The following is a 12,601-nucleotide window of genomic DNA, read 5'->3' on the forward strand; positions in this document are numbered from 1 at the left end:
AATAAAATAAAAAAGGTAAATTTTAATGAAAATATTAGTAAATTTTATTAAAGATAAAAAACATATTATAAATAAAATTTTTTTAACTTTATTTATTATTTTTATTTATGTAATTGGTTTAAATATACATATCCCTTGTATACCTCTTAATATTTTAGAATTTGCACAATTAAAAAAATTAATCTTAAGAGATCTTTCTATATTTAATAGTTCTATGCCTATATATTTTCTATCTTTAGGAGTGATGCCTTATATTACTGCTTCTATTATTATACAAATTGCTAGTAAAATTTTTTCTTCTTTAAAAGAATGGCATGAACAAGGTTCTATTGGAAAGTATAAAATTAATTTTATCACTAGATTACTTACTTTAATAATAGCTTTTGGTCAAGGTTTGGCTTCTGTTATGCGTTCTCAACTTTTTGATATTGCTAAACAAAAAATTTTAGTTTTGCAAGTAGTATTTTTTTTAATTGTAGGATCTTTTATTTGTATTTGGTTATCTGATTTAATTACAAATAAAGGTATAGGTAATGGAGTTTCTATTTTTATAGTTATAAGTATAAGTGAAAATTTATCTAAAAGTTTTAAATCTTTATTGTTAAATGATTCATTTTTCAGTACAAGTCAAAAAATTTTAGTTTTATTATCTTTTTTAATTTTATTAATTTTAACTATTATTTTATGTTCTTCTTATTTGAAAATCCCTATTAGTTATGCTACATATAAGCAAAATGATAAAATTCAAAACCATATACCTTTAAAAATTAATACTTCTGGTATTTTGCCTATTATTTTAGCTAATACTTTTATTAATATTTTTCCGACTATAGGCGCTTTTTTATCTGCGGATAATTATTTTAAAAAATTTACTATTCAATTGCAAGAATCACAATATTATTATTTAGGTTTAGGTTTTTTTGTTTATCTTTTATTAATTTTGTTATTCTCGTTTTTTTCTGTTTTTATAATGTTAGATCCTTATGAAATTGCTAATAATTTATCTAAACAAGATGCTTATTTAGATGGAGTTAAACCAGGGCAAGAGACTGTTTATAAAATTACAAAAGAACTGTTTAAAGTTACTCTTATGGGAGCTTTTTCTTTGACAATATTAGCTGCTTTACCTGATATAATTAATTTTATTTTATTCAGTAAATCAAATCGTTTATCTACTTTCAATTTAGGAGGAACTAGTCTTATAATTGTAGTGGGTGTAGCTATCGAAATTGTACAAAAAATTACCACTAGCACTAATGTTAATAAATTATACAATAAATTATTTTAATTTTTTATGAATTATTAATTAAATAAATAAAATATTTTTATTAAAATATACTAAATGGAATCAATGCTTTATGTTAATTGTTAAAAACAAAGATGAAATCGCTATAATGAAAATGGCAGGTAAAATTTTATCTCAAATTAAGAAAAAATTAATGTTTTTTTTAAAAGAAGGAATATCTACAGGTAAGTTAGATTTTGTAGCTAATCAATTTATGCAAGAATACGGAGTAATTTCTGCTTTTAAAAATTATGATGGTTTTCCAGGACATATTTGTACTTCTGTTAATGATGCAATAGTACACGGAGTGCCTTCTTATCAACAAATTTTAAAAAACGGCGATATTATAACTTTAGATATAGGAATTAAATATCAAGGTTATTTTGTAGATGCTGCTTTTACATATGCTATAGGTAATATTCCGGATAAAACTATTAAATTATTGAAAGATACCGAAGAAGCTTTATATAAAGGTATTGATCAAGTTTGCCCGGGCAATAGAATATCAGACATTTCAAATGCTATTTTTAAAATCGGTAATTCTAATGATTATGGAATTATTGAAAGTTTTTCTGGTCATGGTATTGGTAAATCTTTGCATGAAAAACCTTATATTTTTAATTTTAATTTTGTAGACAAAGATTATGTATTATTACCAGGAATGACTTTTTGTATTGAACCAATGTTTACTTTGGGTAGTAAGGAAGTTCAAATTCTTTCTGATGGTTGGACAGCGGTTAGTAAAGATAATAGTTTGAGTGCTCATTTCGAACATACTATCGCAGTTACTAATCAAGGTTATGAAATTTTAACATTATAAATTTTAATAAGGGGTTTTTTGAGATTATTATATGGAAAAAATAAGTATAGATGCTTCTGTTGTTGGAACATTACCTGGCGCTAAATTTAAATTAGAATTACCTAATAAAAAAAATATAATAGCTTGTATTTCAGGTAAAATACGTAAAAATAATATTCATATTTCTTTGGGTGATAAAGTAAAAGTAGAATTTAGTTCAGATTCCAAAGATATAGGTCGTATCGTTTATCGTTATAAATTATAAATTGTAAAGGAATTTAAAATTATGAAAGTGCGTGCATCTGTAAAAAAACGTAGTGCTGATGATATTATTGTTCGACGTAATAAAAAAGTATTTGTGATTAACAAAAAACAACGTCGTCATAATCAAAGACAAGGTTGATACAGAAAGGAGTATATTTTAAATGTTAAGACTTGCAGGAGCAGATATTCCTGGTACTAAAAGTATTTTAATTGGTTTAACTTATATTTACGGTATAGGGATTAAAACTTCTCGTAAAATTTTGCAATCAATTAATATTGATGGTAATATTCGAGTGAAAGATTTGCAAGAATCTCAATTAACTGCTATTAGAACAGAAATTAATAAATTAAATGAAAAAGGTTTACTCAGAAGAGAACTTGCTTTAATGAATATTAAAAATTTAATAGCTATTAATTCTTATAGAGGTAGAAGGCATAATTTGGGGTTGCCAGCAAGAGGACAAAATACTCGTAACAATGCTAAAACATCTCGAAGAAATCGACAAATAAATTTGTCTGATTCGGTTAAAAAAAATAATAACATCAAAAAAAGAGGATAATTTAATTTATGTCTTCCAAAAAGCAAATAAAAAAAGATAAAAAAGTTAAAAAAAATATTCCTGTAGGGATTATTCATATTAAAACTAGTTTTAATAATACTATTATTAATTTTACAGATGAACAAGGTAATACTATTGTACAAAAAAGCGCTGGTAATTTAGGTTTTCGTGGTAGTCGTAAAAGTAATTTGTTTGCTGCTCAACAAGTAGCTAAAAATGTTGCTGAAATAGCTACTAAAACTTATGGAGCTAAAAGTGTAGAAGTTCGTTTTAATGGTATTGGTCTTGGCCGTGATACTGTTTTAGCTTTAAAAGAGGCAGGATTATTTGTTTCATGCTTTAAAGAAGCTACTCCTGTTCCTCATAATGGTTGTAGACCTCGTAAACGTCCTCGTGGATAAAAAAAGGATATTGACATGAAAAAATTACAATTTTTAAAACCTATAATGCAAATTCAAGAAGAAGAAAATTATAATTCTAATTGTAGTCGTTTTATTATTCAATGTTTATCTTCGACTTATGGCAATACTTTAGGAACTCCTTTAAGACGAATTTTAATTTCTTCTTTGCCGGGGATTGCTATTGTTAATGTTAAAATTGAAGGTGTTAAACATGAATTTAGTTTTATAGAAGGCATCACAGAAGATGTAATGACTATTTTATTAAATTTAAAAGGAGTAATTTTAAGTTCCGATTATGATTCTATAGAGGATTTTGAACAAAAATTAGAAATAGATGCGACAGGACCTAAGGAAGTTACAGCAGCAGATTTTAAACCTGTTGCTGGAATTAAAGTTATTAATCCTTCTCATGTGATAGCAACTTTAAGTTCAAATGCAAAATTAAAAATGGAAGTAACTGTTCGTAGAGGCATCGGTTATAAAGGATCTGAAGAAAATAAAATTTATAATTGTGGTGAATTTGGTGTTATCGCTATAGATTCTATATATACCCCTATTATTCGAAGTACTTTTCATGTAGAATCTAAATTAGGAAATAAAGAAGAGTTAATTTTAGAAATAGAAACTAATGGCGCTATTACTCCTAAAAAAGCTTTATCTTTAGCCGCTAAAATTTTATTAGATCATTTAGCTGTTTTGGTTGAATTATCAGAAGAAACTCAAAAAATAAATTTTATTCAAGAACCTGAAAAATCACATCACAATCATGCTTTAGATTTTAAAATTGAGCAATTAGAATTATCAGTTAGATTATTAAATAGCTTAAAAAAATCTAAAATTTTTACTGTCCGAGAATTAGTTAGTCATCAAGAAGAGGAAATTACTAAATTAAGTAGTTTAGGTAAAAAATCTTTTGAAGAACTTAAAGAAAAAATGAAGAATTTAGATTTGCATTTTGGTATGTTAAATAAATTAGAATAATTTTAATAAATTATAAAAATTTAAAAGAGAGGGAAACTATTTATTATGAGTTTTAGCAAATTAAGACGTAATAAATCTCAAAAAAAAGCTTTATTGAAGAATTTAGTATCTAGTTTAGTAATAGCTGAACAAATAACTACCACTTTACCAAAAGCTAAAGAATTATGTCGTATTATGGACAAGGTTATTAATTTGACTAAAACATCAAATTTAGCTAATCATAGAAGAGCTTTAAATTTATTTTTTAATCAAACATTTAGTAATAATCAAACAATTTTACGTAAATTAGTTAATGAAATTGCACCTAAATATAATGATAGATTAAGTGGTTATACACGTGTTATTAAAACTGAATTTCGTCGTGGTGATTCTGCTCCTATGGCTATTATTCGTTTTGTTTGATTTTTTAAATATCTTATTTTATATTCGTCTTTTAATTTTTGATTAAATTTATGTATTTTTTTATTCTCTTTTGTATTCTAATAATTTTGAATTTGAGTAAAAATTGAAGAAAATACAAAAAAATATTAGATTTTTTAAGGTAGATTATGATTTGTGTTGAAAATTTGTATTTTAGTTATAAAGAAGTTGAAATTTTACAAAATTTGAATTTTTCCATTAATTCTGGAAAATGGATTTCAATTATAGGCGGTAATGGTTCGGGAAAATCTACTTTATCTAAAATTTTGGTTGGTTTATTGCCTATCCAAAAAGGCCGGGTTTTTATTGATAATATTGCATTAACAGAAGAAAATTTATTTTTATTACGTTCTCGTATGGGTATTATTTTTCAAAATCCAGATTATCAATTTATTGGTTGTGATGTAAAACATGATATTGCTTTTGGATTAGAAAATCAAAATTTATCTCGTGAAGTAATGAAAAAAAAGATTTTTAATATTGCTAAGAAGTTAAACATTTTGCATTTATTAGATTGCAATCCTCAAGAATTATCTGGAGGCCAAAAACAACGAGTAGCTATTGCATCTGTTTTGGTTATGGAACCAAAAATTATAATTTTTGATGAACCTACATCTTTTTTAGATCCTCAAGGAACTCAAGAAATTTATAATATTATTCAAGATATTCATAGAAAAAATAATATAACTTTAATTACTATTACACATGATTGGGAATTTGCTTTTCGAAGTGATGAAATTATTTTTTTACAAAAAGGTAATCTTGTAAAAAAAGATATTCCTATTAATTTTATGAAAGATGAAATATTTTTAAAAAATAATTTTATTAATTTACCTTTATTTTTAAAACTTTATTATCAATTGCAACAAGATTTTAATCGCTTATCTCAACCACCTATTATTTTGTCTAAATTAAAGGATTTTTTATGGCAATACAATTTAAAGATGTAAGTTTTTCTTATACTAAATATGGCGTTTGTGCTTTAAATAAAATTAATTTATCTATTAATCCTAATCAAGAATTTATTGCCATTGTCGGCCCTACAGGTTCGGGAAAATCTACATTAGTACAAATAATGAATGGCTTATTATTGACTAAATTGGGTATAGTAAACATTTTTGATAAAATTATTAATGATAAAACTTCTTCAGCATTTTTGGCTAATATAAGACGAAAAATAGGTTTAATTTTTCAATTTCCTGAATATCAATTATTTGAATCTACTGTTTTAAAAGATGTTCTTTTTGCTTTTACAACTGATATTAAAAACAAATGTGAATTAAAAACAAAAGCTATAAAAATTTTAAATAAAGTCGGAATTAGTAGTGATTTTATAAATACTTCTCCTTTTAATTTATCTGGAGGTCAACAAAGAAAAGTTGCTATTGCAGGAATTTTGATTATGGAACCGCAAATTATTATTGCAGATGAACCAACAAGAGGACTGGATGCTCAGGGTTATGCAGATATAATGAAAATTTTTCAAGATCTTTATCAAATAGAACAAAAAACAATTATTTGTATTACTCATGATATGAATTTGGTAGCTCAATATGCTACTCGTGTTGTTTTTATGGACAAAGGTAATATTATTTTTGATAATTCTAAAGAATTTTTTTTTAAAACTTTTAAATTACATAAATTTAATTTATATGAGCCTCAAACTTTTCGTATTTTAAAATTAATGCAAAAATCTTTTAATATTCCTTTTCATCCGGTTTATTCCGAAAAGGAATTTTTATCTTATTTACGTAAATTTTATCTAGGTGGAATTTGAAGATATGATATCAAAAAATTATAAAAACAATATAGTATCATATCGTAATAGTTTTTTTTTATATTCAATTAATCCTACTGTTAAAATATTTATTTTTTTGTGTTGGTTAAAAATTATTTTAGGTTTAAATTTGACATTCGATTTTATACATAAAGATTTGGTAAATATTGTTTTTTATATAGTTATATTAATAGTTAATTGTTTTTTAATATTTTGGTTGTTTCAAAAAACTCATTATTCATGGATCAAATTATTTAAGAAATTTTCGCATTTAAATTGGTTAATTATATTAAGTTTAATTTTTAATTTATCTACTATTTCTAAATCAAGCGATGATATTAAAATTTTAATTTGGAATAAATTTTATATTTGGTGTTTAATCATTTTTTTGTTTTTTATTTTTAAATATTTTTTTTTAAATGGTGTGTATAGTTATTTTTTTTTGATAATTATGTTTTTGTTACCGGGTTTATTTGTTTCTCAAAATTGTTTTATTAATGAAACTCAAATATTATTTTTATCTTCTAGTTATATATGGAAAACTTTTTTTGTTATTATACGTATTTTAATGATTTTTGTTGTTTTTACTTTATTCGCTTGGACAACATCTTTTATGGAAATAAATGATGGATTAGAATTTATTTTAAAACCTCTGAAAAAAATTAATTTTCCTTTGGAAACTTTAACTATGTTATTATCATTAATTTATATGTTTATACCTTTTTTATTATCTGAATCACAAAAAATAATAAAAGCACAAACTTCTCGAGGTATTGATTTAAACACTCATAATATTTTTAAAAAAATTTATTATCTTATTGCTTTATTAATACCAATTTTTGTTCTTTCTTTTAAAAAATCTTCAATTTTAGCTAATGCTATGGAGTCGCGAGGTTATGTTTTAGGAGCTTCGCGTACAAAATTGACCTATTATTGTATGAGTTATCAAGATTATTTGATATTGTTTTTTCATTTATTATTATTATTATGGACTTTTTTTGTTTGATTTTGAATTAATTTATAAATTAATATTAAGATCAATAATTATTTTAGTGAAAATCTATTATTTTTTATTTTAATATGGAAGTTAAAGGTAAAGATTATGTTTATTTCTTTTGAAGGTGGAGATGGTGTTGGTAAAACAACTCATGTTTTATCTTTGTTTCAAACTATTAAAAATCGTTATCCAGTAATTATGACTAAAGAACCTGGCGGTTGTAATTTAGTTAAATCGATAAAAAAAATTTTAATTGATACCCATAATAAAATTAATTTTTTAACAGAATCTTTATTATATGCGGCAGATAGAACGGAACATCTTCAACAAGTTATCAAACCGGCTTTATTAAATAATAAGATTGTTATTTGTGATCGATATTTAGATTCTTCTTTTGTTTATCAAGGTTATGTGAGAAAATTAGGTATTAAATTTATTAGAAAAATTAATCCTTTAGCTCATCAGTTATTACCAGATATTACTTTTTATTTAGATTTGGAACCTAAAATAATTTTAAAAAGATTATATGCTAGAAATAAATCTAAATTAGAAGGATTTGACGCGCAACAACTATTTTGGCATCAACAAATTAGAAAAGGTTATTTAAAACTTTGCCATTTATATCCGAAAAGAATTTTTAAAATTAACGCTAATAATCTTTCTTTTGAGGAAGTAAATATGATTATTTTAAATAAATTACGTGAATCATTTGGATTAAATATATAAATATTATGTCTGATAATTATTTAATAGAATATTTTAAAATGTTAATGCGTGATCAAAAATTATCTCATTTATATTTGATTGAAACTACTTTTGATGTGAGAATAAAAAAATCATTAATTATAGATTTAGTTTATGAATTTTTAAAAACAGATATTATTAATCCTGAGATTTTAAAAAAGATGATTATAGAAAATAATTATCCTAATTTTTATTATTTGCGTGATGATAAAAATATTTCTGTGGGTAAACAACAAATTTTAGAAATGTATAATTATTTTACACAAACCTCTTTAATTCAGAAAAAAAAAATTTATGTTATAGAATCTATAGAAAAGATTAGTTATAACGCAGCTAATAGTTTGCTTTATTTTTTAGAAAATCCTATAAACGAAAATATTTTGGGGATTTTATTAACCGAAGATCGTAATTTAGTTTTACCTACAATCGTTTCTAGAGCTCAATTATTATGTTGGCATCCTTGTTCTCAAAATTATTTATCGAATATTTCTGATTTACAAAAAGATATTTTGGATAAAATATTATTTAATTTATTAAAAGAAGTGAATAAACAAGAAATTTATTTATTGAATAAAAATTATTTTTTTAATTTAAAAAAATTTTTTTTAATTTTTTTGGAAAATTTTCCAAAAACATCTTTTTCTAATGAATTATTGTATGAAACTTTTAATTTGATGAATTATGAGTATTTTTTTAATGATTTTTTATTTATATTAAGTAAATTTTTTTTAGATTTGTTATTTTATCAAAAAACAGGAAAAACCATGAATAATTTTCCGAGCTCTTTATTTGAAATAAATAATTTGTTTTCTTTACCAGAAATAGAAATTATAAATTGGTTAAAGATTTTCAATGATTTAGAACCTATGAGTTTAAAAATGGAAAATAAATTTTGTTGGTTAGCTTTAATTTTAGAAATTAAAAAAAAATAATAGTTATGATGGATATGAATTATGTTATACATTCAAAAAACTTTCCAAGATAAAAAAGCTACTTTATATTTAGTTGCTACTCCTATAGGTAATATGTTAGATCTAACCTTTAGAGCTTTAAATATTTTGAAAGAAGTAGATTTTATTTTAGCTGAAGACACTCGTCAAGCTTATAAAATTTTGAAATTTTATAAATTTAAGAACAATTTATTGTCATTTCATAAGTTTAATGAAAAACAACGAATTTCTCAGGTTTTATCTTTATTGCGACAAAATAAAAATTTAGCCCTTATTAGTAACGCAGGTACTCCTTTGATTAGCGATCCGGGTTTATTGTTAGTTCGTGAGGTGCAAGCATCAGGATTTTACATTTGTCCTTTACCAGGAGCTTCTGCTGTTACAACATCTTTTAGTATTTCTACTTTCGATTTACCTTTTTTGTTTTTAGGTTTTTTACCTAAAAAAAGAATACAAAAAGAAAATATTTTATTAAAATATTGTTTTTTTGAAGGATCTTTAATTTTATTTGAATCTCCTTTTCGCTTATTAGATACTTTGTTATCAATCCAAAAAATTTACGTTAATAGAAATATTAATTTATCTAGAGAATTAACAAAAAAGTTTGAAACTATTATTTATGGAGATATTAATGAGATTTTGAAAGAAAAAAGCAAATTATCCTTAAAAGGGGAGTATGTCATTATTATTGATAAAAATAAATTTTTGTTACCATATCAAAATTTATCTTTGGAAGAACATTTTTTACTTTTATTGAAACAAGGATATTCTCGAAAAGAAGCCTTGAGATTTTTATCTAGAGAACGCAATATATCTAAAAAACAAATTTATAATCAATTCCAGATAAAATTGGATAAATTAGAATTTAAGGAGTAATTAAAATTATTTGATATGTCTCAAAAAGATAAATTTTTTATTACTACTTCGATAGTATATACTTCAGCTTTGCCTCATATAGGCAATGTTTATGAAATGATTTTGGCAGATGCTATATCACGTTTTAAAAAAATGGAAGGATATTCTGTTTTTTTTCAAACAGGAACAGATGAACATGGTCAAAAAATAGAAAATAAAGCTGTACAAAATAAGATGTCCAATCAAGAATATGTTAATTATATTTCTAACGAAATCAAACGTATTTATACGTCTGTTAATATTCAATATGATTATTTTATCCGTACCACTGATGAAAAGCATAAAAAATATGTTCAAAAATTTATAGATCAATTATTTAAACAAAAAGATATTTATTTAGGTGTTTATCAAGGATGGTATTCTATCGCCGAAGAAAGTTATATTTCCGATAAAGATTTAATTGACAAGAAATTGCCTAGCGGTGAAACTCCAATTTGGATGAAAGAAGAAGTTTATTTTTTTAAATTATCAAAATATCAACCAATTGTTTTAAAATATTTACAAGATCATCCTGATTTAATTAAGCCATTTGCACGTAGAAAAGAAATTTTAAATTTATTAAAAGAACCTTTAGCAGATTTATCAATTTCAAGAACTTCTTTTAAATGGGGGATTCCTTTTCCTTTTGATTCTTCGCATATTACTTATGTTTGGTTCGATGCTTTAAGCAATTATATTACAAGTTTATTAGACGATCCTAGTAAAAATGATTCTCAAATATGGTATGATCATTTAAATTTAGTTAAATATTGGCCGCCTGATTTGCAAATCATAGGCAAAGATATTGTTAGATTTCATTTAATTTATTATTTGAGTTTTTTATTTGCTTTAAGATTGCCTTTACCTAAACAATTTTTAATTCACCCTTGGGTTTTATTTAATGATCGAAAAATGTCTAAATCTACTCAAAATGTAATTTATGTAGATGATTTAAATAAAATTTTTCCTATTGACGCTATTCGTTATTTTGTTTTACATGAAATTCCATATGTTTCTGATGGTTGTTTAACTTATGATTTAATGTTTGAACGTTATAATACGGATTTGATAAATACTATTGGTAATTTATTAAGTCGTTCTTTAGGTATGTTACAAAAATATTGTGATAATAAAGTTATTAAAGTTAATAATTTTGAAGATGAATTGGGATTAAAATTATCAAATTTTGCTATTTCAGTGTTACCAAATATTCGTTTATGTATGAAAGATTTTAAAATATCTGAAGCTATTGAACATGTTATGAATTTAGCTCGTTATGGTAATAAATATATTGATTTAATGAAACCATGGGAATTATTCAAAAGTAATTGTTCTCAGAATATGAATAAATTAAATTATTGTTTATATAATACAATAGAAATTTTACGTTTTATTGGTGTTTTATTGCAACCTTTTTTACCTACTACAGCTAAATATATTTTAGATCAAATTCGATCGGAAAAAAATACTTTTGAAAGTTTAACATTTTTTGGTATTACTAAAAGTAAAAATGTATTTCCTAAGAAAGATAAAGTTTTCCAACGTTTTGAAAAAGAAAATTTAAAAATATTTTTTTAATTAGTTATATTTTCTTTATATATAAAAAATTTTTATTATTTTGATGAATAAACTTAAAAATATTTAATCTTTATTTTTGATATAATAATAAATTTTAAATTAAATTATTTAAAAAGGATTGCAAATGAGAATAATACCTTATGAATTATATCCGTACGCCTCTGATATTTCTTTATGTGCTTTAAGAAAAGAATTTGGCATGTATGATTATTGTTTAAATAAAAATATTAAAAATAAAGCTATGCAGCCTTTTTTAGATTTAGGTCGCAATTATTTCAATTTGTCTATTCGTAAATGGGTTTTAGAAATGAATCAAAGACATCATTATGTTAATAGTTTTCATGATTTTTATTCCCGAAATCATGATTATACAATCGTCAATACAGATTTATTATTCATTTTAGAATGTTGTTTGCAATGGGAATTAAAAGGTTTTTTGCCTCAAAATAGAAATATCTCATGGTATATAATTTTTAAATCTTTATTATCTATTGATGGGCGCCAAAAGATGCCTAAATTTCGTGCTATTTAACCAATAGCCAGGGCCGATAAACCCTGAAAGGATATGGTCGGTCAGTCAAACGAAAGAATGCCTGATTAGAGCAGACCATAAAAGCGGGTTGCGACGAAAGCAAATTAGTTAAGAAGGACTCCGCCACCGAATAATTCCATGGAGAAGCCTGAAATGGCCTAAGAAGGGAAATGATGTAATGATAAGACCTTTCCGGAAGTTGCTTAAACGGACAGTCCAGAGTCTACTAATATATTATCGATGTATTGAGTAGTTTATCAAGTGAAGAAAACCTGGAATCAGCCTCTTAATGAGAGGATACTTCCCCTAAAGAATTAAGGTAGAAATTTAGTGTAACTTGGAGAATCCTAAAACTAAGTAATTAAGTTTACTAATCCGGAAATAAAAGTCTGGATGGTCAAGGATAAAGAATCTTTTTA

General features: G+C 24.0%; 16 protein-coding genes. All 16 read left to right on the top strand.

The annotated features are described in order from the left end of the window. The first annotated feature begins 25 nt into the window (after positions 1-25). A complete protein-coding gene (gene secY / locus OC705_RS00820; protein ID WP_304512442.1) occupies positions 26-1,288 on the top strand; it encodes a preprotein translocase subunit SecY in 1,263 nt (420 codons plus the stop codon). 70 nt (positions 1,289-1,358) lie between these two features. Beyond that, the gene (map, locus tag OC705_RS00825) at positions 1,359-2,105 is read left to right on the top strand and encodes a type I methionyl aminopeptidase (RefSeq protein ID WP_304512443.1); all 747 of its coding nucleotides are present in this window, start codon (positions 1,359-1,361) and stop codon (positions 2,103-2,105) included. Between the two features lie 31 nt (positions 2,106-2,136). Continuing rightward, the gene (gene infA / locus OC705_RS00830) at positions 2,137-2,349 is read left to right on the top strand and encodes a translation initiation factor IF-1 (RefSeq protein WP_004995558.1); all 213 of its coding nucleotides are present in this window, start codon (positions 2,137-2,139) and stop codon (positions 2,347-2,349) included. A gap of 21 nt (positions 2,350-2,370) precedes the next feature. Continuing rightward, positions 2,371-2,487 carry a 50S ribosomal protein L36 gene (rpmJ, locus tag OC705_RS00835; protein ID WP_213680435.1) on the top strand — a complete coding sequence of 39 codons (117 nt, stop codon included), beginning with the start codon at positions 2,371-2,373 and terminating at the stop codon, positions 2,485-2,487. Between the two features lie 22 nt (positions 2,488-2,509). Next, positions 2,510-2,908, top strand: coding sequence for a 30S ribosomal protein S13 (rpsM, locus tag OC705_RS00840; RefSeq protein ID WP_304512444.1), 399 nt, complete (start codon positions 2,510-2,512; stop codon positions 2,906-2,908). A gap of 8 nt (positions 2,909-2,916) precedes the next feature. Then, the gene (gene rpsK / locus OC705_RS00845; RefSeq protein WP_304512445.1) at positions 2,917-3,309 is read left to right on the top strand and encodes a 30S ribosomal protein S11; all 393 of its coding nucleotides are present in this window, start codon (positions 2,917-2,919) and stop codon (positions 3,307-3,309) included. Positions 3,310-3,324: 15 nt separating this feature from the next. After that, complete coding sequence (locus OC705_RS00850; RefSeq protein WP_304512446.1) at positions 3,325-4,290, top strand: DNA-directed RNA polymerase subunit alpha; 966 nt, start codon at positions 3,325-3,327, stop codon at positions 4,288-4,290. 45 nt (positions 4,291-4,335) lie between these two features. Beyond that, on the top strand, positions 4,336-4,692 hold the full coding sequence (gene rplQ / locus OC705_RS00855) for a 50S ribosomal protein L17 (RefSeq protein WP_304512447.1): 357 nt from the start codon (positions 4,336-4,338) through the stop codon (positions 4,690-4,692). Positions 4,693-4,838: 146 nt separating this feature from the next. Continuing rightward, positions 4,839-5,660: an energy-coupling factor transporter ATPase gene (locus tag OC705_RS00860; RefSeq protein ID WP_304512448.1), complete on the top strand. Its 822-nt coding sequence runs from the start codon at positions 4,839-4,841 to the stop codon at positions 5,658-5,660. Beyond that, positions 5,636-6,487, top strand: coding sequence for an ATP-binding cassette domain-containing protein (locus tag OC705_RS00865; protein WP_304512449.1), 852 nt, complete (start codon positions 5,636-5,638; stop codon positions 6,485-6,487). Before OC705_RS00860 ends, OC705_RS00865 begins: the two co-directional genes overlap by 25 nt. Before the next feature lie 4 nt (positions 6,488-6,491). Continuing rightward, on the top strand, positions 6,492-7,493 hold the full coding sequence (locus tag OC705_RS00870; RefSeq protein WP_304512450.1) for an energy-coupling factor transporter transmembrane component T family protein: 1,002 nt from the start codon (positions 6,492-6,494) through the stop codon (positions 7,491-7,493). 96 nt (positions 7,494-7,589) lie between these two features. Then, on the top strand, positions 7,590-8,210 hold the full coding sequence (gene tmk / locus OC705_RS00875) for a dTMP kinase (RefSeq protein WP_304512451.1): 621 nt from the start codon (positions 7,590-7,592) through the stop codon (positions 8,208-8,210). A 5-nt stretch (positions 8,211-8,215) separates the two neighbouring features. After that, entirely contained in the window at positions 8,216-9,160 is a 945-nt protein-coding gene (locus tag OC705_RS00880) for a hypothetical protein (protein ID WP_304512452.1), read from the top strand. Between the two features lie 21 nt (positions 9,161-9,181). Beyond that, complete coding sequence (gene rsmI, locus OC705_RS00885) at positions 9,182-10,054, top strand: 16S rRNA (cytidine(1402)-2'-O)-methyltransferase (protein ID WP_304512453.1); 873 nt, start codon at positions 9,182-9,184, stop codon at positions 10,052-10,054. 15 nt (positions 10,055-10,069) lie between these two features. Further along, positions 10,070-11,650: a methionine--tRNA ligase gene (locus tag OC705_RS00890; RefSeq protein WP_304512454.1), complete on the top strand. Its 1,581-nt coding sequence runs from the start codon at positions 10,070-10,072 to the stop codon at positions 11,648-11,650. 124 nt (positions 11,651-11,774) lie between these two features. Beyond that, complete coding sequence (locus OC705_RS00895) at positions 11,775-12,182, top strand: hypothetical protein (RefSeq protein WP_304512455.1); 408 nt, start codon at positions 11,775-11,777, stop codon at positions 12,180-12,182. Positions 12,183-12,601 lie beyond the last annotated feature (419 nt).

Source organism: Candidatus Phytoplasma fabacearum (genome assembly GCF_030586805.1).
Lineage (GTDB): Bacteria > Bacillota_I > Bacilli_A > Acholeplasmatales > Acholeplasmataceae > Phytoplasma > Phytoplasma fabacearum.

Excerpts from the sequence above, each read along its gene's own strand:
- OC705_RS00870 (WP_304512450.1), top strand. The coding sequence starts at position 6,492 with ATGATATCAAAAAATTATAAAAACAATATAGTATCATATCGTAATAGT.
- infA (WP_004995558.1), top strand. The coding sequence starts at position 2,137 with ATGGAAAAAATAAGTATAGATGCTTCTGTTGTTGGAACATTACCTGGC.
- rsmI (WP_304512453.1), top strand. The coding sequence starts at position 9,182 with ATGTTATACATTCAAAAAACTTTCCAAGATAAAAAAGCTACTTTATAT.
- rpsK (WP_304512445.1), top strand. The coding sequence starts at position 2,917 with ATGTCTTCCAAAAAGCAAATAAAAAAAGATAAAAAAGTTAAAAAAAAT.
- OC705_RS00890 (WP_304512454.1), top strand. The coding sequence starts at position 10,070 with ATGTCTCAAAAAGATAAATTTTTTATTACTACTTCGATAGTATATACT.
- secY (WP_304512442.1), top strand. The coding sequence starts at position 26 with ATGAAAATATTAGTAAATTTTATTAAAGATAAAAAACATATTATAAAT.
- OC705_RS00880 (WP_304512452.1), top strand. The coding sequence starts at position 8,216 with ATGTCTGATAATTATTTAATAGAATATTTTAAAATGTTAATGCGTGAT.
- map (WP_304512443.1), top strand. The coding sequence starts at position 1,359 with ATGTTAATTGTTAAAAACAAAGATGAAATCGCTATAATGAAAATGGCA.
- tmk (WP_304512451.1), top strand. The coding sequence starts at position 7,590 with ATGTTTATTTCTTTTGAAGGTGGAGATGGTGTTGGTAAAACAACTCAT.
- rpsM (WP_304512444.1), top strand. The coding sequence starts at position 2,510 with ATGTTAAGACTTGCAGGAGCAGATATTCCTGGTACTAAAAGTATTTTA.
- rpmJ (WP_213680435.1), top strand. The coding sequence starts at position 2,371 with ATGAAAGTGCGTGCATCTGTAAAAAAACGTAGTGCTGATGATATTATT.
- rplQ (WP_304512447.1), top strand. The coding sequence starts at position 4,336 with ATGAGTTTTAGCAAATTAAGACGTAATAAATCTCAAAAAAAAGCTTTA.
- OC705_RS00895 (WP_304512455.1), top strand. The coding sequence starts at position 11,775 with ATGAGAATAATACCTTATGAATTATATCCGTACGCCTCTGATATTTCT.
- OC705_RS00860 (WP_304512448.1), top strand. The coding sequence starts at position 4,839 with ATGATTTGTGTTGAAAATTTGTATTTTAGTTATAAAGAAGTTGAAATT.
- OC705_RS00865 (WP_304512449.1), top strand. The coding sequence starts at position 5,636 with ATGGCAATACAATTTAAAGATGTAAGTTTTTCTTATACTAAATATGGC.
- OC705_RS00850 (WP_304512446.1), top strand. The coding sequence starts at position 3,325 with ATGAAAAAATTACAATTTTTAAAACCTATAATGCAAATTCAAGAAGAA.